Source organism: Acidisarcina sp. (assembly GCA_035539175.1).
In the GTDB taxonomy this organism is placed as follows: domain Bacteria; phylum Acidobacteriota; class Terriglobia; order Terriglobales; family Acidobacteriaceae; genus JANXZS01.
Genome location: DATLIY010000007.1, coordinates 851,961 through 872,140, shown reverse-complemented (window position 1 = coordinate 872,140; position 20,180 = coordinate 851,961). Strand labels below are relative to the sequence as shown.

Below are 20,180 nucleotides of genomic sequence, written 5' to 3'. Positions count from 1 at the left end.
CATGAAGCACAAAATTGATCAACAGCGTCTGCATCAACATTACCTGCGAAATGTTACTTGCGCGGTATAAGTTTGGTGTCTTTGTGCACGTCTTCTTACGATTGGCTGTGTTTTAAAAGTATAAGCATACGTTAATGTCCGAATGAAAAAGGATGACATATGACGGTGCCGGAAACGCTTTTTCTTGATACAGTTAGCTTAGGCCTATTTACCGATCAGTGACTCCGTCATTATTTATAAGGAAACAATCTATCCGACACTGGCACGTTCTGAAACAGTAAAGCAACATCCTTACAGTCGTACAACGTAAATTGAGGGACCCTTGTTCAACCTTGATCGCGCATTTTTTGAAGATCAGACGCCGAAGCTGATTTCTTCAGCAAAGCGTTCGCTGCAAGATCGTCAACGGGATATTTACGACAGTCACCGCCATCGAGTCTACGCCGTGGCTTACTACATGATCGGCAATGAACTCGCTGCGGAAGAGACTCTGACGCAAACTTTTGTGCGTGCATTCCAAATAGCGGAAGAGCCGGACGCCAAAACCGTCGATGCCGTATTAATGGGAGAGCTGCGCGCACAGTTGGGATTCGACGAACCTGCTCCGTTCATGGAAGTCACGACTGAGGGCTCGAACGGTAGCCGCAACATCCGCAGAACAGATCTGGAGGAAGCGATCCAGCAATTACCTCCTATGGAGCGGTTAGTCTTTCTGCTGAAGGATGTGGAAGGGTACTCCACGGCAGCGATCGGCGACTTTGTCAGTCTGCCTGCCGCCGATCTTCCGCGTATTCTGCTTTCGGCCCGGTTAAGATTGCGTTCCATCCTTGCATCGGGCATATCCGCCAAACCTTCGTTCCAGGGTGATGATCCCTCGTCCGCTTCGGCAGCCGCGTAACAGTCGTTGTCTCGATAATCCCCGCCTAGAGGTTCCAGGGCTTTCTAAGTCTTCTTGAGCTTTGCCATGCGCTCGCGGCGGATCCTGGCCCATCCGGGCTTGTTCGTCTGCCTGGTACGGCCAAGCGCCAGCGCATCCTGTGGTACATCCTCCGTGATGCAGGATGCTGCGGCAATGTATGTGCCGTCTCCTACCGTGATGGGCGCAACCAGAGTGGAATTGCTGCCCACAAACACTCCATCTCCAATATTGGTTGTGTGCTTAAAGACGCCGTCATAGTTGCAGGTGATGACACCGGCTCCCACGTTCACTCCGCTGCCGATGTTGGCGTCTCCCAGGTAGCTCAGATGATTTGCCTTGGATCCCTTGCCGAGCTTCGTCTTCTTCGTTTCCACAAAGTTGCCGACGTGGGCTCCTTCGCCGATCTCGCTGCCTGGGCGCACATGGCTGTAGGGGCCGATCATGGCTCCCGCCTCAATGGTTGAGTCGGCAATAATGGAGCCCTGCCGAATGAGCACATCGTTCCCAATGGTGGCATTCTCGATCACTGAGTAGGAACGAATCCGGCAGTTCTCGCCGATCTTTGTATTACCGAGCAACTGTACTCCCGGTTCGAGAATCGTATCCGCGCCGACTTGTACCTCGGCATCGATGAGGCAACTCTCCGGGCGAAGAATGGTGACGCCCTCCGCCATAAGCTTGCGTGCGGTGTTCGCACGAAGCGTTGCGTCCAGTTGCACGAGTTCTGCAATGGTGTTGGCGCCGAGCACCTCGTTGGGGAACTCGGCCTCCAGCGCTACGACACGTTCCCCCGCATCGACCAGGATGCGCGCCATATCCGTCAGGTAATACTCGGCATGGGCATTAGCCGTCTGCAACTCCCCGATGTGGCGAAAGAGAGGGCCAGTTTGGAAGGCATAGATGCCGGAGTTAATCTCCGGTGCGTTGATTTGCTCCGGCGTAAGCGCCTTTTGCTCCACGATCGCTGCAACCTCAACCGATGCGGGAGATTTGCGCAGGACGCGGCCATAGCCGTGCGGATCCTCGGGGGCTGCGGTGAGGATGGTCATCGCTGCATGCTGCTCCAGGTGGAATTTGCGAATGCCCGCAATCGTCTCCTTGCGAATCAGCGGGACGTCTCCGGAGAGGACCAGGATGTGGTCATAGCCTTCTACAAAAGGCTGAGCGCATTGGATGGCGTGTCCGGTGCCGCGTTGTTCCGCCTGCAGCACAAACTGCACTCCGGTGGAGCGGACGGCGTTCTGGACGCGCTCGGCCTCGTGGCCAATCACGACATAAATATCCTTCGCCGGCACGATCTCCCGGGCAGCCGCGATGACGTGGGAGAGCAGGGGCTTTCCGCCGATCTCGTGCAACACCTTTGGACGTTTCGATTTCAGGCGGGTGCCTTTGCCCGCCGCCATAATGACGATTGCAACTTTGATCATCCTAGCGACCCTTTCCTCCCGGCGCTTCCATGCCTGGCGGCATGGGAATGGTGATATCCACGGGCTGAACCTTGCCCAGTTTTTCCAACGGCGTTCCGAAATCGGCAGCGTTGCCGACCACGAGGATCGCGAGCTTGGAGGGGTCGATATACTTTCGTGCGACGCGCTGCACGTCGGCTGTCGTTACCTTCTCGATGCCGGCGCGATACTTCTCAAGAAAGTCCGCCGGGTATCCGTAAAACTCCAGCCGCGCGCTTTCGGAGAGAATCTTTTCCTTGCTGTCATAGCTGAAGATGAAAGAGTTCAGGATCTGATCCTTTGCGTTCTTCAATTCCTCTTCCGTAAATGGCTGCGTCTTCAGATTGTCGATCTCCTTCAACATCGCCTGTGTCGCATCCACCGTGCTGGCGCTCTTGGTTCCAGCGACCACGTGGAAGAGTCCAGGGTGGTCGTAGGAGGCGCCGTAGGAGCCACCTACCGAGTAAGCAAGCCCCAGTTGCGTGCGCACCTTTTGAAACAGGCGTGAGCCAAATCCGCCGCTGAAGATCTCGTTCATCAGTGCCAGCGCGAAATAGTCAGGGTTTCTGCGCTCCGTCCCCAGGCCGACAATCCAGATATTGCTTTGGTTCACGTCCTGCTTGTCGACGAGGTAGACGCCCGGCGTGGGGCCGGAGAACTTTTCGTTTGGCGGAAGAATCTTCGTGCCCGGCTTCAATGGCTCGAAGGCCTCGCGAATCCTGCGCTCCATTTGCGCCGAGTCAAAGTCGCCGGAGACACCGACGATCATGTTGTTGGGCACGACTGTATGATCATGCCACTTCTTTAGATCATCGACTGTTACAGATTGAACGGTTGCGATCTCGGAGATGCGCGAATAGGGACTTTGGGCGCCGTAGACGAGCTTGGCAGCTTCGCGCGCAGCAATCCCGCCGGGGTCCTCATTCCGGCGAACGATCTCCGCCGCCGCTGCCTGCTTCGCCAGCTCCAGCTTCTGCTGGTTGAAGACGGGATGCAGCAGCAAATCGACGGCGATTGCAAAGACCTGGTCCTGGTCAGCCTTCAGGCAGGACCAGCCTACGCTGGTGGAATCCAGATCTCCGTTGGTCTCCACTTTGGCGGCTTTCGCTTCCAGCAGGTCGTCCAGCTTGTCGCCATTTATGGTTGCGGTTCCGCTGGTCCTCCATGTTTCTCCATAAAGATCGATCAGGCCGGCTTTGGCTGGATCGATGTCGCGCGACCCGCCGCGCAACTCCACAAAGCCGTTGACGAAGGGAAGCTCATGGTCCTCCTGAAGAAACACGACCACGCCGTTCGGCAGCGCGATTCTCTTCGGCTGCTGGGGATGAAAGGCATGGAGCGGAGGAATGGCGATGGACTTCCACGGTTGTGCCTGTGGCTGTGCTGATTGCGCGCGAAGCGCTGGAACCGCGAGGAGGCTCAAGGCCGCTGCCAGTGCGAGCGTGGCGTTCCGATTCACTTTGCACCCCCGTTTTGTGCGGATTTCGGTGCCGCAAATTCAATCATTGCTGAGGTCCTGTTGCTATCGACGAAGATCTTGTTGGCCACTCGCTGAATATCCGCCTTGGATACCTTGTCGATCCGGTCCAATTGTTTGAAGAGCTCGCGCCAGTCCCCGTAGCGCATCTGGTAAACGGCCAATTGCTCGGCGAGGCCCTGGTTATCGGCAAGCCCCCGAAGCAGATCGGCGCGCGCGCGGGTCTTGAACATCGCCAGTTCGTCATCGCTCACCGGAGATGTCTTCAGCATGTCGATTTCTTTATGGATAGCATCGCGCATCTGCTGCGGAGTATGGCCCGGTACGGGAACCGCGTAGAAGGCGAAGAGGCCAGGATATTTGTCTCCGGGGAATCCGCTGAAGCCCTGGGCGACAGCGGCAATCTGCTGATCCCGAACCAGGCTGCGATAGAGGCGCGAGGTGCGCCCGTTGGAGAAGATATCCGAAATAGCCGCGTACACTGCGTCATCCGGGTCGCGATAGTCGGGCCTGTGGTAGCCCTCGATAAAGAAGGGTTGCGTCGCCTCGCGGATGAGTACCGTCTTTTCCGCCCGCTGCGGAGGTTCGACCGTAGTCATCTCTTCCGGCGGGTTGCCGGCGGGGATGCGTCCGAAATACTTCTCGAGAATGGGCATAGCCGTGGAGGCTTTGATATCCCCTGCGACGCCAATCACGATGTTCGCCGGAACATAGTAGGCCTGGTGAAAGGCTCCGGCTTCGGTAGCGGTAATCTGGCTGAGCTCCGAGGCCCATCCGACGCCGGGACGCCCGTAAGGATGAGCGACATAGGCAGTCGCCAGAAACTGCTCCACCATGCGGCCAATGGGGTTGGAGTCCGAGCGCATTCGGCGCTCTTCCATCACCACCTCCCGCTCCTTATAGAACTCGCGCGGCACAGGATTCTGGATGCGATCGCTCTCCAGGTAGGCCCACAATTCGAAGCGATTCGACGGCATGCTCCAGAAGTACTGCGTGGAATCGAGGCTGGTGGATGCATTCACGCCGGTGGCGCCGTTTTGTTCGGCAATCTCCGTGAACTGGTTGGGGATGACGTACTTCTGCGCTGCCACCGTAGCGGCGTCGAAGTCCGCCTTCAACTGCTTCAACCGGGCGGGATCCTGCCCGACGCGCTTGCGGAATTCCAGGTCATAAGCGGCGTAGGCTGCTTCCACCTTGGCCAGCGCAACCTTCTCCGCGGCATAATCCGTGGTGCCTATATCCTTGGTGCCCTTGAAGGCGAGATGCTCAAACATATGCGCCAGGCCAGACTGGCCGCCGGGATCGTTGGCGTCTCCGGCATTCACGATCGTCCAGAAGGAGAAGACTGGTGCCTCCGGTCTTTCACAGACGATGAGCGTGAGCCCATTGGGGAGCACCTTGGTCGTGATTCGTTTCTCAAAGCTCGCCAGATCCTGTGCGTACGCGGACAGAGTGAGGACGCACATCAGGAGGAGCGAGCGAGCAGCCAGACGCGATGGATAGTTCATGTGCTGATTCGACCTCGGAAAACTCCTGCCGGCGTCGATTGGCCAATGGCCCATCAACGGGTGGGAGGGAGTAATTCCGAAACTACCCGCCCGCTCCCGCCATGTCAAACCTCAGTACGCCGCCAAATATGTTGGTATTTCGTCACTTAGGTCGCCGTCTTGACCAAATGAATCGTCATTCATTATGCTTCGACAGTTTTTATTAGTCTGATTCGCAGGCTTGCCGCACAGAGCGTTCCGTCACCTCGAAGGAGTTCAGCCGATGAGCAGCATGGTTTCAGGAGATGTCCAGCCGGTTTCACGCGAGCTGTCAGCGGAGCTCTCCGCGAAACTACCCGCGAAACTACCGTTGATCCGCCGCGCTGCAGTTCTGGGAGCTGGAACCATGGGCTCCCGCATCGCAGCGCATCTGGCGAACGCGGGGGTTCCCGTTTTGTTGCTCGATATCGTTCCTGCAGGCGAACAGGCGAATCGAAGCCGGATCGCGGTGCAGGCCATCGAAGCGCTGTTGAAGGCCAAGCCTGCTGCGTTCTATGAGGCTTCGCTGGCGCAGCTTGTGACTCCGGGCAACTTTGAAGATGATTTGCCGCAACTCGCCGGATGTGACTGGGTGATTGAGGCAGTGACAGAAGATCTCACCATCAAGCAGAGTCTGCTGGGGAAGATATTGCCTCATCTGGCGCCGCTGGCCATCCTGACGACGAATACCAGCGGGTTGCCCATCGCCTCCATCGCCGCCGGTTTGCCCGAGGAGTTTCGCAATCGCGGGTATCACCGGCGCTGGTTCGGGACACACTTCTTCAACCCTCCGCGTTATATGCGGCTGGTGGAGATCATTCCTACGCCGGAGTCCGACCCGGAGGTAGTCGCGGACATTGCGAGGTTCGTGGATCAGCGGCTGGGCAAGACAGTTGTTTATTCCCATGACACGCCGAACTTCGTGGCGAATCGTATCGGAGTCTTCACGCTGTTTACGTCGATTCGCCTGATGATGCAGCAGGGACTCTCCATTGAAGAGGTAGATGCGCTGACGGGTTCGGCCATCGGGTGGCCGCGCACGGGAACCTTTCGCCTTGCGGACATGGTCGGCATCGACGTGCTTGCCCACGTTGCCGCTAACTTTGCGCGTTCGGGTGGCAGCGATGGCAGCTCGGCGGATCTGCCTGCCTTTCTCAAGACGATGCTGGAGCGGCACTGGCTGGGCGACAAGGCCGGGCAAGGATTCTACAAAAAAGAAAAAGATGCGGAGGGCAAGGAGTTGCGCCTCGCCCTCGATGTGAACACGGTGGAATACCGCCCGCTGGCAAAGGCGAAGCTTGCCGCCCTGGACATGGCGAAGAACGCTGAATCCCTGGGGGCACGGCTCAAGATGCTGCTCGCGGCGGAGCCCCGAAAGGACAAGGCCGCAGCCTTCCTGTGGCCCTTGCTGGCTCGCCTGTGGAACTATGCCGCCGACCGCGTACCCGAGATAGCCGACGACATTCCTTCGATAGATCGCGCCATGCACGCTGGATTTAATTGGGAGCTGGGTCCCTTTGAAATGTGGGATGCGGCTGGCGTAGCAGAGACGGTGGAGCACATGCGGGCCATGAACGAGCCCATCTGTCCCAATGTCGAGAAGCTGCTCGCTGCGGGACATTCTTCCTGGTACAAGGACGACGCCAGCCAGGCTTCCGGCCGCGTTTGCTTCAACCCTGTGTCAGGGGAATATGAGCCCGTCATTCTGCCCGAAGGGATTGCCACTGTCGCCATGTTTCGCAAGGCACACGGCGTTGTGCGCAAGAATGCCGGAGCATCGCTGGTGGATCTTGGAGATGGCATCGGCTGCATCGAGCTGCACTCGCTCAAGAATGCAATCGGCGATGACATTGTGCATCTCGTCACCCAGGTTCTCCATCGCGACAGCGAACCGGTGCAGCAGTTTCGCGGATTCGTGATCTCGGGGGATGCGGAAAACTTCTCAGTGGGCGCAAACCTGATGCAACTGCTTCTCGCCGCACAGGAGGGGGAGTGGGAGGATCTCGATCTGGCGGTGCGGGCCTTTCAGCGAATGACCGCATCGATCAAATTCTGCCCGCGTCCGGTGGTGGTTGCGCCCTTTGGGCTCTGCCTCGGCGGTGGAACGGAGATCGCGTTGCACGCCGCGCGTCGTCAGCCCCATGCCGAGTTGTATATGGGGCTGGTGGAGGCTGGCGTCGGCCTGGTTCCTGGTGGAGGCGGCACCAAGGAGATGGCTCTGCGCGCGATCGATGCAGCCGCAGCTATCGCGAAGCCTGCGCCGAATGATCCTCCGGCAAAGTTCGCCATGTCCGGCGAGATGCTGGATGCGCTCAAGAAATCTCTGGAAATAGTGGCGATGGCTAAGGTGTCCACCTCCGCGCTGGAGGCGCGTACGCTCGGTCTTCTGGCGCCGTGCGACCGGATAACGCTGCACCGCAACCGCATCCTGCTCGATGCGAAACAGACCGCTCTTACGTTGGCGGAGGCGGGCTATTCCGCACCCGTCGAACGTGCCAGGATTCCGGTGGCAGGAGAGGCTGTGTTGCCGACGCTCAAGCTGGGAATTCATATGATGCGGCAAGCGGAGTACATCAGTGATCACGACTTGAAGGTGGCGAGCAAAGTGGCGCACATTCTCTGTGGGGGAACTCTCACACCCGGCAGCCTGGTCAGCGAGCAATATTTTCTGGATCTCGAACGCGAAGCCTTCCTCTCGCTCTGCGGCGAGCGCAAAACGCAGGAGCGCATCGCGTTCACGCTCAAGACCGGCAAGCCATTAAGGAACTAACGTTGCAAAGATCGCTCACAGTTTGCCTGCTGTTACTTGGCGCGGTCCAGGGGATATCCGCCTGCGCCCAGGCAATGGAACAGGTAGAGGCAGGGCAGTTTGATTTCGCAGGCAAGACGCTGCCGTACAAGATTCGGCGGCTGCCGCTGTCGGCATTTCCTGAACTGCCCGCGCCGGTCCGTTATGCACTGGAAGAACGCCACTGCCTGGTGCCGCAAACCTTCCAGGCGCACCGTCCCGAGAATGTCATTCATGGGGACTTCTGGCAGCGGGGAAGTCTCGATTGGGCGGTTCTCTGTTCGCATGGAGGCACGAGTTCGCTGCTGGTTTTTCGCGGCAATGCGCTTGGACTGCCCATCGAACTTGAGAACGCGAAGGACGTGGATCGGCTGCAGGTAAGTTTGAAGGGAACACTGGGCTTTGCATGGGGACTGGATGTAGCCGAGCCGCAGCTTGTGCAGCGCGTGGCAGGCAGCCAGTCCGCTTCCTACGACCACGATGGAATCCAAGTCTCCATCGTCGATCGATACCTGGAGATTCGTTACAACCAGAACGGCACGTGGCTCCAGATTGAGGGAGCGGAGTAATACAAGGAGCAAGAGACATGGCAGATGCGGTAATTGTCAGCACCGTTCGCACCGCGGTTGGGCGCTCCGGCAAGGGAGCACTTGCTACGACGCGGCCGGACGATCTGGGAGCGGTTGCGATCCGTGGCGCGCTGGAGAATATCCCGCAGCTTGATGCGAAAGAGTTGGATGACGTGATTCTTGGCTGCGCCATGCCGGAGGCCGAGCAGGGAATGAACGTGGCCCGCATCGCGAGCCTGCGTGCAGGGCTGCCGGTCGATGTTTCTTCGATGACGGTGAATCGCTTCTGCGCGTCGGGCCTGCAATCGATTGCGATCGCCGCAGAGAGAATTCGCGGTGGCGGGGCGACGGTGATTCTTGCAGGCGGAACCGAGTCGATGAGCATGGTGCCGATGGGGGGCAACAAGATCAGCGCCAACCCCTGGCTGGTGGAGAACTACCCCGATTCGTATCTCAGCATGGGCCTGACCGCGGAGCGAGTGGCGCAGAAATATCACATCACCCGCGATCAGGCAGATGAATTTTCCCTAGGCAGTCACCGCAAGGCGCTCGACGCCATCCAATCTGGACGCTTTGCACAGGAGATTGTGCCTGTAACGGTGACAAATATCTCGCCAACCCAAAAGGCAACCAAGCCGGAGACGAAACAGACGGTCTTTCGCACCGATGAGGGCCCCCGCGCAGACACTTCAATGGAAGCCCTGGCAAAGTTGAAGCCCGCATTCCACGCCAATGGAGTGGTAACGGCGGGCAATTCCTCGCAGACCTCCGATGGAGCCGCTGCCTCCGTAGTGATGTCTGCGGATCGGGCGAAGCAGTTGGGGCTGCGGCCCATAGCTCGTTTTGTAGCCTTCGCAACCTGCGGCTGCCTGCCGGAGGAGATGGGGTTGGGGCCGGTTCATGCTGTTCCCAAGGCGCTGAAGCTCGCAGGGTTAACGCTCAACGATATCGACCTGATCGAATTGAACGAAGCCTTCGCCACCCAGGCTCTGGCTGTGACGCAACAACTGGGCGCCGATCCTGCGAAGGTCAACGTAAATGGAGGAGCAATCGCTCTGGGCCATCCTTTGGGCTGCACCGGAGCGAAGCTTACCGCAACCTTGCTGCACGAGATGAAGCGGCGTGGCTCGCACTATGGCATGGTGACCATGTGTGTGGGCGGAGGCATGGGCGCTGCCGGAATTTTTGAGAATCTGAGCTGAGCCGGCATTCGGCGCAGCTCCAACCAGGGTTAAGAATCGGAAGTTAGGAGCGGATCTATGGCCACCGTTGCATCTCCCATCGCCAAGCCCGTAGCAGGCGGAAGTTTCCTGATCGAAAACCGCACAGCAGAGGAGGTCTTTACTCCTGAAGACTTCAGCGAAGAGCAGCGCCAGATCGCCGATACCGCTGCACAGTTTGCGGTGAGCGAGGTGCTGCCGGCATCCGATCAGATCGAAGCCAAGAACTTCGAGGTCACCCGCAGCATCCTGAAAAAAGCAGGGGATCTCGGCCTGATGGCGGTCGATATACCGGAGGAGTATGGCGGCCTGGCAATGGATAAGACCACGTCCGCAATTGTTGCCGACCGTCTCTCTGTCTATGCGAGCTTTTCGGTTGCCTTCAGCGCACATGTTGGCATTGGAACGCTCCCGATTGTCTGGTACGGCACGGAGGATCAGAAGAAGAAGTATCTGCCGAAGCTGGCGACCGGCGAATGGATTGGAGCCTATGCGCTGTCCGAGGCGACCTCGGGCTCGGATGCAATGAATATCCGCACGCGCGCCGAACTCTCGGCGGATGGCAAACACTACATCCTGAACGGCGAGAAGATGTGGATCACGAATGCAGGATTTGCCGATGTGTTTACCGTCTTCGCCAAGATCGATGGAGAGAAGTTCTCCGCCTTCCTCATCGAGCGCGGAACGCCGGGGCTTTCGATTGGCGCGGAAGAGCACAAGCTGGGGATTCGAGGATCGTCTACCTGCCCGCTGATTCTTTCCGACTGCAAGGTGCCGGTGGAGAATCTTCTCGGCGAGGCAGGGAAGGGCCAATATATCGCGTTTAACATCCTGAACATTGGACGCTTCAAGCTGGCCGCAGCATGCCTGGGAGGGGCGCGCGGCTCTCTCGGCAACAGCATCCGCTATGCGAAGGAGCGCATGGCCTTTGGCAAGCCTATCGCGGAGTTTGGGATGGTGCAGGAGAAGATTGCTGCCTGCGCTATTGGGATCTTTGCCGGCGAAAGCATGGCATATCGCACGGTGGGCATGATCGATCAGGCGCTGGCGACCCTTGCCGCAGATGCCGCGCACTCCTCGCGCGAGATTCAGAAGCGCGTCGAAGAGTACGCCGTGGAGTGTTCCATCCTGAAGGTGTATGGGTCGGAGATGCTCGACATGGTCACGGATCACATGGTGCAGATTTACGCCGGTTACGGTTACGTGGAGGAGTATCCGGCGGAGCGCGCCTACCGCGACTCGCGCATCAACCGCATCTTCGAAGGCACCAACGAGATCAATCGCCTCATCATTACCGGCTGGCTGATGAAGCGCGCCATGACCGGCCAGCTTGCGCTCATGCCTGCAATCTCCAGGCTGATGGAAGAGGTGATGGCGCCGCCTTCGTTTGAAGATGCCGGGGAATCCAGCGACCCGCTCGCCGGCGAAGTTGCTCTGCTGGCCAGCGCAAAAAAAATAGCTCTCTTTGCCGCCGGCGCGGCTTCGCAGAAGTACATGGCTGCGTTAGTGGATCAGCAGGAGGTGATGGGGGAGCTTGCCGACATTCTGATTCAGGTCTATTCGCTGGAGTCGGCACTGCTGCGTGCGCAAAAGTTGCACCAGTCCGGTTCCACTTCCGCGGCTATCGCTCAGGCTATAACCAGGGTCCATGCGGAGAACTGCTTCTCGGTGATCGAGAACGCCGCCCGCCGCGTGCTGGCGGCTGTCGCAGAGGGAGATATGCTGCGGACGCAACTGGCCATCTTCCGGCGCCTGTCGAAGCATACGCCGGTGAACACCATTGAAGTCAGCCGTTCCGTGGCAAGAGCGATGATCGAGGCAGGGCGCTACTCGATCTAGTGTGTACAGAAACACGATGGGGGAGGCCTCGTGCCTCCCCCATCGTGTTTCGCAGCTTCTAGCGCTGCTGCAGCGTTGGATCGGGTTGGGATGTATCGCCACTGTCATAGGACTTGACCTGCTGTCCACCTGGGGTGGTTGTCGTCGTCACCGAGATGGGGTTCTGAAGGCGGAAGTTCACCATGCTTTCGGAGGGCAGCTTTACCTGCTCTCCTCGGGTGATGGTGTTGGCTCCGGCGCCCACGCCGCCGCCAGTCGCCGCGCCGATAGCCGCACCCTTGCCGCCACCTGCCAGCGCGCCAATCAGGGCACCGATGGCCGCTCCACCGCCCACTTTCTCAGCCGTGTTCTTGCCGCGTCCCTTGCCCTGCTGGGTGTAGGGGTCGGTGACGAGGTGGAAGGTTTGTCCGTTGGCGGTGATCTGCGTCAGTTCGAGGGTCAGCACGGAGTTGCCGGTGTAGTGAGTCGCGTCCTTCGCCTCGATTACGCGTCCCAGCACGCTTGCGCCGCGAGGGATCGCAGTTACGCCGTCAGCGATCAGGTCCCCGGCCAGAGAGGCGTGGAATACCGAGTTTGGCTGTGTTTTGCCGGTCTCCAGGGCCTCGGTCAGACGCACCGGTATGGTTGTGCCCGAGGGTACCGTAACGGTCCGCGTGACTGGCTTGGGAGGCGCAGGCGGGTTCACAACTTTGACTGGCTCCGGTGTCCGTTGGGCAGCGGTGTGCACGGGCGCTGGTGGTTCCGCTGCTGGTGCCGGCGCATAGGCGCGTGTACGCTCCCTGCGAGGTGCTGGCTCCTGCATCGCCGGAGCTTCCGACCGCGCCGGCCGCACCGTCAGGTTGTTGATGACCGTCTTGACTCCGTCTACGGAAGCTGCGTCGTTCGCAGCAAGGGAACGAGACGCTTCGTCGGTTACCGTGCCGCTCAGCGTGGCCCTGCCGTTATCCACAGCCACCTGGATAGGTTGGCCACTCAACGCGGATTCCGTGTTCAATCTGCTCGTTATATTCGAGGACATCTGCTGATCCGTCGGTGCCGCGGTCGTCGCCGTGGCGGCTTGGTCCGCCGCCTGTTTCTTGCACCCTGAAGCTGCTACAAGCAAGGACGCTGCCAGCATGATTTGCAGCAATTGTGCGAGTTTTCCTGAAGTGCGCATCGAATTATTTCTCCTGAAACCGCTGTTTGTGGAACAACAGATTTGCATCAAAATTAAACCGGTGGACTGAGGCTCGGCCTCCGCCGCTCCTAGTGTAAGACGCTTTGAGGGGGAGTGGGGATAGGCGTTTCCATCCGAAAACCCTTGCTTATTCTCCAATACAGTGATTCCATAGGCGACTTAAAGGTATGGAAGACAGTATGATGAGGCCACGCAATAGGTTCCGGTTCCTTTGCTGCCTCTTTTCATGGCAGCATATCTACTAACCGAGGCATCTACATCAGTTGTGCAGATTTGCCTGGAAACCTGTATTTGGCACTATCCGGGTGTTTTACCGTCGCTTAGGGCGACTAGGAGAATCAATATGTCAGAGGAAACTCAAAGCAGTGGTTTTAGCTGGTTTCTTGCAGGTCTTGGCCTGGGAGCCTTGATTGGGGTTCTTTATGCTCCGAAATCCGGGAAAGAGACCCGCGACGATATCGCGGCTCAGGCTCGGGAAAAATCGGAGTATCTGAAGCAGCGCTCCAAAGAGGCTGCCGAACAGGCCTCCGCTCTTGCCGAGCGTGCCAAGGCCCAGGCTGGTCAGTACGTCGATCGCGGCAAGGAGTATGTCGAGCGTGGGCGTGCCCAGTGGGAAGAGTTTGTCGACAAAAGCAAAGGGTTCGTCGGGGAGCAGACTGACAGAGTCGCCGCAGCCGTAGATGCCGGCAAGGAAGCATACAATCGCTCGGCAACGCCCTCTTCCCCAACGCAAAGCTAAACCGGCTGGAATTTCAGTCTTTCTATATAAGCACGATGCCAATCGAGGGGCCAGAACTACATGCACGAATGGACAATGCAAGACACTCTCATCGCGATCACAGCAATCACCTCGATTGGCATCTTCATTCAGGCCTGTGTCCTGATCGGTATATTCCTGGGTACACGGAAAGCAATAGCTGAGGTAACCCGGCTTCTGGATGAGCTGAAGGAGCACATCCTGCCGGCACTGGCGACCACCCGGCATCTCCTTGAGGATGTCTCTCCAAAGATCAAAGTAATGGCGACCAACTTCACAGAGGTGAGCCACACGGTACGCCATCAGACCGAACACGTGAACGCCGCCGTCGATGAGATGGTGGACCGCACTCGCCATCAGGCTGAGCGAATGGACAACATGGTCTCAGGAACGCTGGACGGCCTTCACCATGCGACGGTCAGCCTGCAGGAAGGGATTGCCATCCCGGTCCGCAAGGTGCAGGGGCTGTTTCAGGGCTTCCGCGCAGGTCTTGAGACTCTTCTGCAACGGGATCACGCTCCTGGCGATCACTCCAAAAACGGCGGAAACCCGGTTCTATAGCCGCTACCCTGCAAAAGGGGTGCGTTGAGTCATACGATCCAGCCACCGCCGACGACTTCATCTTCGGAATAGAAGACCGCGGCCTGGCCTGGGGTGACCGCACGCGCAGGCTCGTCGAACGTGGCGGTGACTTCATCCGCAGCGGTCTGGCGGATGGTGGCCCACGCCGGCTCAAACCGATGGCGAATCTTGATCTGCACCCGCATCTCGCCAGCTAATTCGGGGATCGCAATCCAGTTCAATTGCCGGGCGCGCAGCGTCTTGGTGGCCAGATCTGCTTCCGGCCCAACCGTGACACGATGCGAGGTGTTATCGATCTGCAGAACGTAGAGTGGCGAGGGGGAAGAGACACCCAGCCCCTTACGCTGCCCGACGGTGAAGTGGTGAATGCCTTCGTGACGGCCCAGGACCTCGCCAGCCGCAGATACCAGTTCCCCTGTGGAGTCCGGAACGACCTCTCCCTGCTCTTCGAGGTAGGCTTCCATGAAGCGCTTATAGTCGCCGCCGGGAATGAAGCAAATCTCCTGCGAATCCGGCTTCGAGGCCAGAGCGAGTCCGGCCTGGTGAGCGATCTCGCGAACTCGCGGCTTGGTGTAATTGCCGAGCGGGAAAAGCGTACGGGAGAGTTGCTCCTGGGTAAGTCCAAAGAGAAAGTAAGTCTGGTCCTTTGAGGTATCCGCGGGCCGCTTCAGGATCCAGCGTCCACGCTCGGCGTCAAACTCGTTGCGGGCATAGTGGCCGGTAGCGATCCGGTCCGCGCCAATCTGCCGCGCGGTGAGCAGCAGTTGATCGAACTTCAAATGGTTGTTGCAGAGCGAGCAGGGAATTGGCGTGCGTCCGGCGAGGTATTCGCGGACGAAAGGCTGCACCACATCGCGCTCGAAGCGCTCCTCCTGATTCACGACGTAGTATGGAATGCCCAGCTCCTCAGCCACGTGGCGGGCGTCGTATACGTCATCAATCGAGCAGCAACGGCCCTGCACCTGCTCCGGCATGCCCTCCTTGCCGGCAAGCCGCCGCTGATTCCAGAGCTGCAGAGTCAGGCCGATCAGGTTGTAGCCCTCCGCCTTCAGCATCGCTGCCACTGTCGAGGAATCCACACCTCCGGACATGGCTACGGCGATGGTCTGCGGATTCACGCTGCCCTCGGTCATGGAAGTCTCCGCTCCTCATAACTATTCATTGCAAATGCAGTCTTCGTGGCCGCGGACTTCTTCGCATACACAGGCGAGAGTTCTCTCAGGCGCGCAACCGCCTGCGGCACCAGCGATGCGGCGAAATCTACATCTTCCTCGGTGGTCGTCTTCATCAGGCTGAAGCGCACACTGGCGCGGGCACGTTCCTCTGAGAGTCCCATGGCCAGCAATACATGCGACGGCTCAGTAGCGCCCGACTGGCACGCCGAGCCGCCCGAAACCGCCAAACCCTTCAGGTCGAGCGCGATGACCAGCGCCTCCGCCTCTACGTGGTCGAACCAGAGGTTTGTCGTGTTGGCCACTCGCGGAGATTCGCCGCCGTTGATCCCGGCCTCGTCGATGCTCCCGAGAATCTGCGTCTCCAGGCGGTCGCGGAGCGCGGCCATCTTCAGGGGCACTCCCGCCTCCAGCCCAGCCATGGCAAGCTCGGCGGCCTTGCCCAGCCCGACGATGCCTGCGACGTTCTCGGTTCCCGCGCGGCGATGACGCTCGTGGAGGCCGCCGAAAAAGAGCGGCTCAATCTGCGTTCCCCGGCGAACGTACAGGACGCCCGTTCCTTGCGGCGCATGCATCTTGTGGCCTGAGATCGTCAGCAGATCGCAGCCGATCGACTTGACATCCAAAGGCAGCTTGGCCGCAGCCTGCACTGCGTCGGTATGGAAGTAAACATCTGCTTCCTGGGCAATCTGGCCGATCTCCGCAACGGGCTGGAGCACTCCGGTCTCATTGTTGGCCGTCATCACGCTGATCAGTTTTGTCTGCGGGCGAAGGGCGCGGCGCACATCCTCCGGATCGACGAGGCCGGAGCTGGACACCGGAAGAAATGTGACCTCGATCCCCCGATCGCGCAGGTGCTCGGCCGCATGCAGCACTGCGTGGTGCTCGATCGAGCTGGTAATCAGGTGATCTCCCGGCTGCAGCATGCCGAAGAGCGCCAGGTTGTCTCCCTCAGTACCGCCGCTCGTAAAAACGATCTCCGCCGGACGGCAGTCCAGCATCGTGGCAACCGTTTCTCGTGCGTGGTCGACCGCCGCGCGCGCACGCTGTCCGTGGAAATGGATCGACGATGCGTTGCCAAACTGCTCGTCGAACCAGGGACGCATCGCCGCCATCACCTCCGGCAGCAGAGGCGTGGTGGCGTTCGCGTCCATGTATACGCGGTGCATGCTGCGATTCCCCTGTTTCTATTCTACGGTGTGCCGGGCTGGAGCGCCTTCATCCCATCACAAGCTGAGCCCTGCATGCAGGTCGAGGATCTGGTAGGCTTTTCGTCGCAATGGATACGCCCTTCTGGAGGTGTTCTGTGAAGATCCCCTACCGTTTCCCGGCATTTGCCTTTTGTTGCCTGCTGCTTGCGCCCACGGCTGCGCTGTGTCAGGCCAAGCCTGAGATGCCCCCCGTCGGCACCAAAGTTTCGCCCTCTCAGGCTTACGGTAAGTTGCTTAGCGGATTTGAGAATGTGGTGGTTAGCGCTGCCGAAGCTATGCCGGAGGAGAAATACAACTTCGCTCCCACGCAGGGCGAGTTCAAGGGCGTCCGCACCTTCGCGCAGCAGGTAAAGCATATCGCCGAGGCGAACTATCATTACTGGGGATCCTTCTCCGGATCGTCAGAGGATGGGTCGTCGATCGAGAAGCTGACAACGAAGGCAGACATAGTGAAGGCGCTCAAGGATTCCTTCGTCGTCGCCCAGAAGGCGGTGGACACGATGACTCCGGAGAACGCCTTTGAGATGACCCCGAAAGGCACCCGCGCCGGGATGACCTCGTTCGGAATCGCTCACTTTATGGACCACTACGGTCAGATGGTGGAGTACATGCGGATGAATGGCATTGTGCCACCGGCAAGTCGCAGCCGCATGGAAGGGAAGTAGCAGGCGGCTCCCTCGCCGGATCCGCAGCGGGAGTTGGCGAGGAGCGGCTCCCGCTGAAGGACCAAGCGTCACCGCCTCATCCTGAGATCATGCTTGCGTCCAGAGCGAAGCGATTGTCATGCAGCAAAGCGCCTGTCAACCAGAGCGAAGGCTTGTCATCCAGAACGAAGCGACTGTCATGCGCGAAGCGATTGTCATGCAGCAAAGCGCTTGTCATCCTGAGCGAAGCGAAGGACCTGCTTCTCCCCCGCCACGGCATCCGCGCCTGCGAGTTAAGGCCTTTGATCCATCGGAACATAAGGCGCAGGATAGACTGGCCCGATGTACTCGGCACGCGGGCGAATCAGGCGATTGTCGTCCTGCTGCTCGATGACGTGAGCTGTCCAACCCGCAATCCGGCTCATCGCGAAGATGGGTGTGAAGAGATCGAGATCGATGCCCAGGGTGGTGTAGGTGGATGCGGAATAAAAGTCGACGTTGGCGTTGAGCTTCTTTTCCTTAAGGATGAACTCTTCGATCTTGCGCGACATCTCAAACCACTTGGAATTGCCGGAGGCGCGCCCGAGGCTCTCGGACATCTGTCGCAGATGGGTCGCGCGCGGATCTTCCGTGTGGTAGACGCGATGGCCAAAGCCCATGACCTTCTTCTTTTCGGCTAGGAGTTTTTTCACATACTCCACCGGATCCTCACCCTCCTTATCGATAAGGAAGAGGAGCCGCATCACGGCCTCATTCGCGCCACCGTGCAGCGGGCCCTTCAGGGCGCCGAGGGCTCCAGTGATCGCCGAATGAATGTCGGAGAGGGTCGCTGCAATCACACGCGCTGCGAAGGTAGAGGCATTCAATTCGTGATCTGCATGCAGAATCAGAGCAATATCGAGAGCGCGGGTTGCCGTCTCCGAGGGCTTCTTGCCGTTCAGCATCCATAGAAAATTGGCTGCGTGCGAAAGGGATGGGTCCGCTGGAATGATGGGCAGATTCTTACGCATTCGATCGTAGATAGCGACGATCATGGCGATCTGCGCTGTCAGATGGAAGCTCTTGCGAATGTTGGAGTTGTGGTCGTTTATCTTTTCATCTTCGTCGTAAAAGCTGAGGGCCGAGACGGCCGTGCGCAGCACTTCCATCGGGGTCGCATTGTGCGGAAAGGCGCGCAGCATGCTGATGATCCCAGGATCCAGCACGCGAGCGTTTGTCAGCTCTTTTGTGAACTCGGCCAATTCTTCGCGATTCGGCAGCCTGCCGTTCCACAGGAGATAGGCGGTCTCTTCAAATGTCGATTTTTCCGCAAGTTCATGGATATTTATGCCGCGGTAGGCAAGGACGCCCGCCTCTCCATCGATAAAACAAATTCCTGAGCTGGCTGCGACGATTCCTTCAAGACCCTTTACCGCGACCGAGGTGGACATAACTTCTCACTCTCCCTTGCAACTGACTTCGTTGATTAAAAAAACTTGTATTAAAAATGCCTGGCCGGAATGGGGGGAAGACAAAGAATCCCGATCCTGCATGTCGGCTGCCGTTAGATATTCTTGATTTATAGCGCAGCAATTCGACATTTGTCACTTTCGAGATTTGGCGGGCGTCTGCAGACAGGTCCGAAACGGGGCGTGCGTCACAGAAAATCAGCCTTTAGCCGCCGCGAATCTAGCCGGGGTGAAGCTTTGGACGGGGACTTCGGGAGGCTCCCCGGTCAGGAGCTGGCGCATAACCCTGGCTGTGGCGGGCGCCAGAAGAATCCCGTTCCGGAAGTGGCCCGTTGCCATCCACAGGCGGTCTTCTCCGCAGTTACCCAGCAGTGGTAGCCCATCGCCCGATCCTGGCCGAAGTCCTACCCAGGTATCCACCACCCTTGCCGCGGTCAGCGGCGGCCAGAGAGCGCAAGCTTCGTCGACCAGTGTCTGAACCACGTCGCTATCGACGGCCTTATCGAACCCGGCGCGTTCGAGCGTAGCGCCGATCACGATGCGCCCATCTCCGCGAGGGACGAGGTAGGTCTCTGGCGTGCGCACCACGTTGCGGAGACTGTCTGGATCCGGCATCTGCACCGTGACCAACTGGCCTTTGCGGGGCTCGATGCCGAGGCGATCCGGCGCAAAATCTCCCGTTGCGCCCGGTAGCCCGCCGGACCACGCTCCGCAGCAGTTCAGAAAATGTCCTGCATCGATCATCCCCTGGGTCGTTTCCACCGCAACGCGTTGTCCGCTGGCTTTGACGGAGAGGACCGTCGTCTCTTCCTGCAATTCCGCGCCGGCTGCGGCCACCGCGCGAGGCAGCGCCCGGCAGAGGTCGCGTGGGTCCAGACTGTCCTCGTCCAGAAGCAGGAACTGGCGGCCTTCGCTGTTCAGCCCGGGAACGGTGTCCCTGGCCTGTGCCGCATCGACCAGGCAGGGCGTTCCCGCGGCAAAGTGCTCTCCTGCGCGGGTGCCCTGAAGGGCTCTTCGCGTGCGCAGCGGGATGCTCTGTCCGGAAAGAGCTTGCACGCGCTCAAGAAATGCCGGGTAGAGCCGGATGCTCAATTCGGAGAGTGCTTCGAGAATCGGCGGATTCTCCGGATCGTGAGACGCAAGCATGCCCGCGGCAGCCCAGGACGCTTCGTTCATCGGGCGTCCCCGTTCGACAACAACGACGCGAAGGCCCTCGGCAACCAACTCCAATGCGGTCGAGAGTCCGATGATCCCGCCGCCGGCTATGACGATGTCTGCTCTTTTCACACTTCTATTCTAGGGGCTGGGGGCAGAATGAACTATCGTAAGGGGTTCCCCTGCGTCAAAAGGAAATCGGGAAACGTGAAATGGGAACGCCAGTCGAGGAGTTCCCTTCAACTTGTGTA

At 59.0% G+C, this 20,180-nt stretch carries 16 protein-coding genes; 8 read left to right on the top strand and 8 right to left on the bottom strand.

The features are described from left to right. The first annotated feature begins 322 nt into the window (after positions 1-322). Entirely contained in the window at positions 323-898 is a 576-nt protein-coding gene (locus tag VM554_06400; GenBank protein HVJ07995.1) for a sigma factor-like helix-turn-helix DNA-binding protein, read from the top strand. A 44-nt stretch (positions 899-942) separates the two neighbouring features. Here VM554_06400 and glmU read toward each other — a convergent pair whose 3' ends face one another. The 3 genes from glmU to VM554_06385 are packed head-to-tail and all read right to left on the bottom strand — an operon-like array spanning position 943 to position 5,349. Next, a complete protein-coding gene (glmU, locus tag VM554_06395; protein ID HVJ07994.1) occupies positions 943-2,346 on the bottom strand; it encodes a bifunctional UDP-N-acetylglucosamine diphosphorylase/glucosamine-1-phosphate N-acetyltransferase GlmU in 1,404 nt (467 codons plus the stop codon). A 1-nt stretch (position 2,347) separates the two neighbouring features. Continuing rightward, positions 2,348-3,823: a pitrilysin family protein gene (locus tag VM554_06390; GenBank protein HVJ07993.1), complete on the bottom strand. Its 1,476-nt coding sequence runs from the start codon at positions 3,821-3,823 to the stop codon at positions 2,348-2,350. Continuing rightward, entirely contained in the window at positions 3,820-5,349 is a 1,530-nt protein-coding gene (locus VM554_06385; GenBank protein HVJ07992.1) for a pitrilysin family protein, read from the bottom strand. The genes VM554_06390 and VM554_06385 overlap by 4 nt, the downstream gene beginning before the upstream one ends. 262 nt (positions 5,350-5,611) lie before the next feature. On the opposite strand from VM554_06385, the gene VM554_06380 reads away from it, so the two are divergent. The 4 genes from VM554_06380 to VM554_06365 are packed head-to-tail and all read left to right on the top strand — an operon-like array spanning position 5,612 to position 11,783. Then, entirely contained in the window at positions 5,612-8,137 is a 2,526-nt protein-coding gene (locus tag VM554_06380) for a 3-hydroxyacyl-CoA dehydrogenase NAD-binding domain-containing protein (protein HVJ07991.1), read from the top strand. 2 nt (positions 8,138-8,139) lie between these two features. Next, positions 8,140-8,724, top strand: a complete 585-nt coding sequence (locus tag VM554_06375) for a hypothetical protein (protein ID HVJ07990.1) — start codon at positions 8,140-8,142, stop codon at positions 8,722-8,724. A gap of 17 nt (positions 8,725-8,741) precedes the next feature. Next, positions 8,742-9,926: an acetyl-CoA C-acyltransferase gene (locus VM554_06370; GenBank protein ID HVJ07989.1), complete on the top strand. Its 1,185-nt coding sequence runs from the start codon at positions 8,742-8,744 to the stop codon at positions 9,924-9,926. Between the two features lie 57 nt (positions 9,927-9,983). Continuing rightward, a complete protein-coding gene (locus tag VM554_06365) occupies positions 9,984-11,783 on the top strand; it encodes an acyl-CoA dehydrogenase family protein (GenBank protein ID HVJ07988.1) in 1,800 nt (599 codons plus the stop codon). Between the two features lie 58 nt (positions 11,784-11,841). Here VM554_06365 and VM554_06360 read toward each other — a convergent pair whose 3' ends face one another. Then, positions 11,842-12,939 (bottom strand): BON domain-containing protein, encoded by a 1,098-nt coding sequence (locus VM554_06360; protein ID HVJ07987.1) that lies wholly within the window; start codon positions 12,937-12,939, stop codon positions 11,842-11,844. Between the two features lie 364 nt (positions 12,940-13,303). Here VM554_06360 and VM554_06355 point away from each other — a divergent pair, with 364 nt between their 5' ends. Next, complete coding sequence (locus tag VM554_06355; protein HVJ07986.1) at positions 13,304-13,699, top strand: YtxH domain-containing protein; 396 nt, start codon at positions 13,304-13,306, stop codon at positions 13,697-13,699. Positions 13,700-13,774: 75 nt separating this feature from the next. Continuing rightward, on the top strand, positions 13,775-14,278 hold the full coding sequence (locus VM554_06350; protein ID HVJ07985.1) for a hypothetical protein: 504 nt from the start codon (positions 13,775-13,777) through the stop codon (positions 14,276-14,278). 29 nt (positions 14,279-14,307) lie between these two features. Here the strand turns inward: VM554_06350 and mnmA are convergent, their stop codons facing one another. After that, positions 14,308-15,432, bottom strand: coding sequence for a tRNA 2-thiouridine(34) synthase MnmA (gene mnmA / locus VM554_06345; protein ID HVJ07984.1), 1,125 nt, complete (start codon positions 15,430-15,432; stop codon positions 14,308-14,310). Continuing rightward, positions 15,429-16,640 (bottom strand): cysteine desulfurase family protein, encoded by a 1,212-nt coding sequence (locus VM554_06340; protein ID HVJ07983.1) that lies wholly within the window; start codon positions 16,638-16,640, stop codon positions 15,429-15,431. Before VM554_06340 ends, mnmA begins: the two co-directional genes overlap by 4 nt. A 137-nt stretch (positions 16,641-16,777) precedes the next feature. On the opposite strand from VM554_06340, the gene VM554_06335 reads away from it, so the two are divergent. After that, positions 16,778-17,347, top strand: a complete 570-nt coding sequence (locus tag VM554_06335) for a DinB family protein (protein HVJ07982.1) — start codon at positions 16,778-16,780, stop codon at positions 17,345-17,347. Between the two features lie 272 nt (positions 17,348-17,619). Here the strand turns inward: VM554_06335 and VM554_06330 are convergent, their stop codons facing one another. Next, positions 17,620-18,756 (bottom strand): citrate synthase, encoded by a 1,137-nt coding sequence (locus tag VM554_06330; GenBank protein HVJ07981.1) that lies wholly within the window; start codon positions 18,754-18,756, stop codon positions 17,620-17,622. Positions 18,757-18,972: 216 nt separating this feature from the next. Next, entirely contained in the window at positions 18,973-20,061 is a 1,089-nt protein-coding gene (gene thiO, locus VM554_06325) for a glycine oxidase ThiO (protein HVJ07980.1), read from the bottom strand. Positions 20,062-20,180 lie beyond the last annotated feature (119 nt).

Bases quoted from the DNA above. Each gene is read 5' to 3' on its own strand.
- glmU (HVJ07994.1), bottom strand. From the start codon at position 2,346: ATGATCAAAGTTGCAATCGTCATTATGGCGGCGGGCAAAGGCACCCGC.
- VM554_06340 (HVJ07983.1), bottom strand. From the start codon at position 16,640: ATGCACCGCGTATACATGGACGCGAACGCCACCACGCCTCTGCTGCCG.
- mnmA (HVJ07984.1), bottom strand. From the start codon at position 15,432: ATGACCGAGGGCAGCGTGAATCCGCAGACCATCGCCGTAGCCATGTCC.
- VM554_06370 (HVJ07989.1), top strand. From the start codon at position 8,742: ATGGCAGATGCGGTAATTGTCAGCACCGTTCGCACCGCGGTTGGGCGC.
- VM554_06355 (HVJ07986.1), top strand. From the start codon at position 13,304: ATGTCAGAGGAAACTCAAAGCAGTGGTTTTAGCTGGTTTCTTGCAGGT.
- VM554_06330 (HVJ07981.1), bottom strand. From the start codon at position 18,756: ATGTCCACCTCGGTCGCGGTAAAGGGTCTTGAAGGAATCGTCGCAGCC.
- VM554_06365 (HVJ07988.1), top strand. From the start codon at position 9,984: ATGGCCACCGTTGCATCTCCCATCGCCAAGCCCGTAGCAGGCGGAAGT.
- VM554_06350 (HVJ07985.1), top strand. From the start codon at position 13,775: ATGCAAGACACTCTCATCGCGATCACAGCAATCACCTCGATTGGCATC.
- VM554_06360 (HVJ07987.1), bottom strand. From the start codon at position 12,939: ATGCGCACTTCAGGAAAACTCGCACAATTGCTGCAAATCATGCTGGCA.
- VM554_06385 (HVJ07992.1), bottom strand. From the start codon at position 5,349: ATGAACTATCCATCGCGTCTGGCTGCTCGCTCGCTCCTCCTGATGTGC.
- VM554_06380 (HVJ07991.1), top strand. From the start codon at position 5,612: ATGAGCAGCATGGTTTCAGGAGATGTCCAGCCGGTTTCACGCGAGCTG.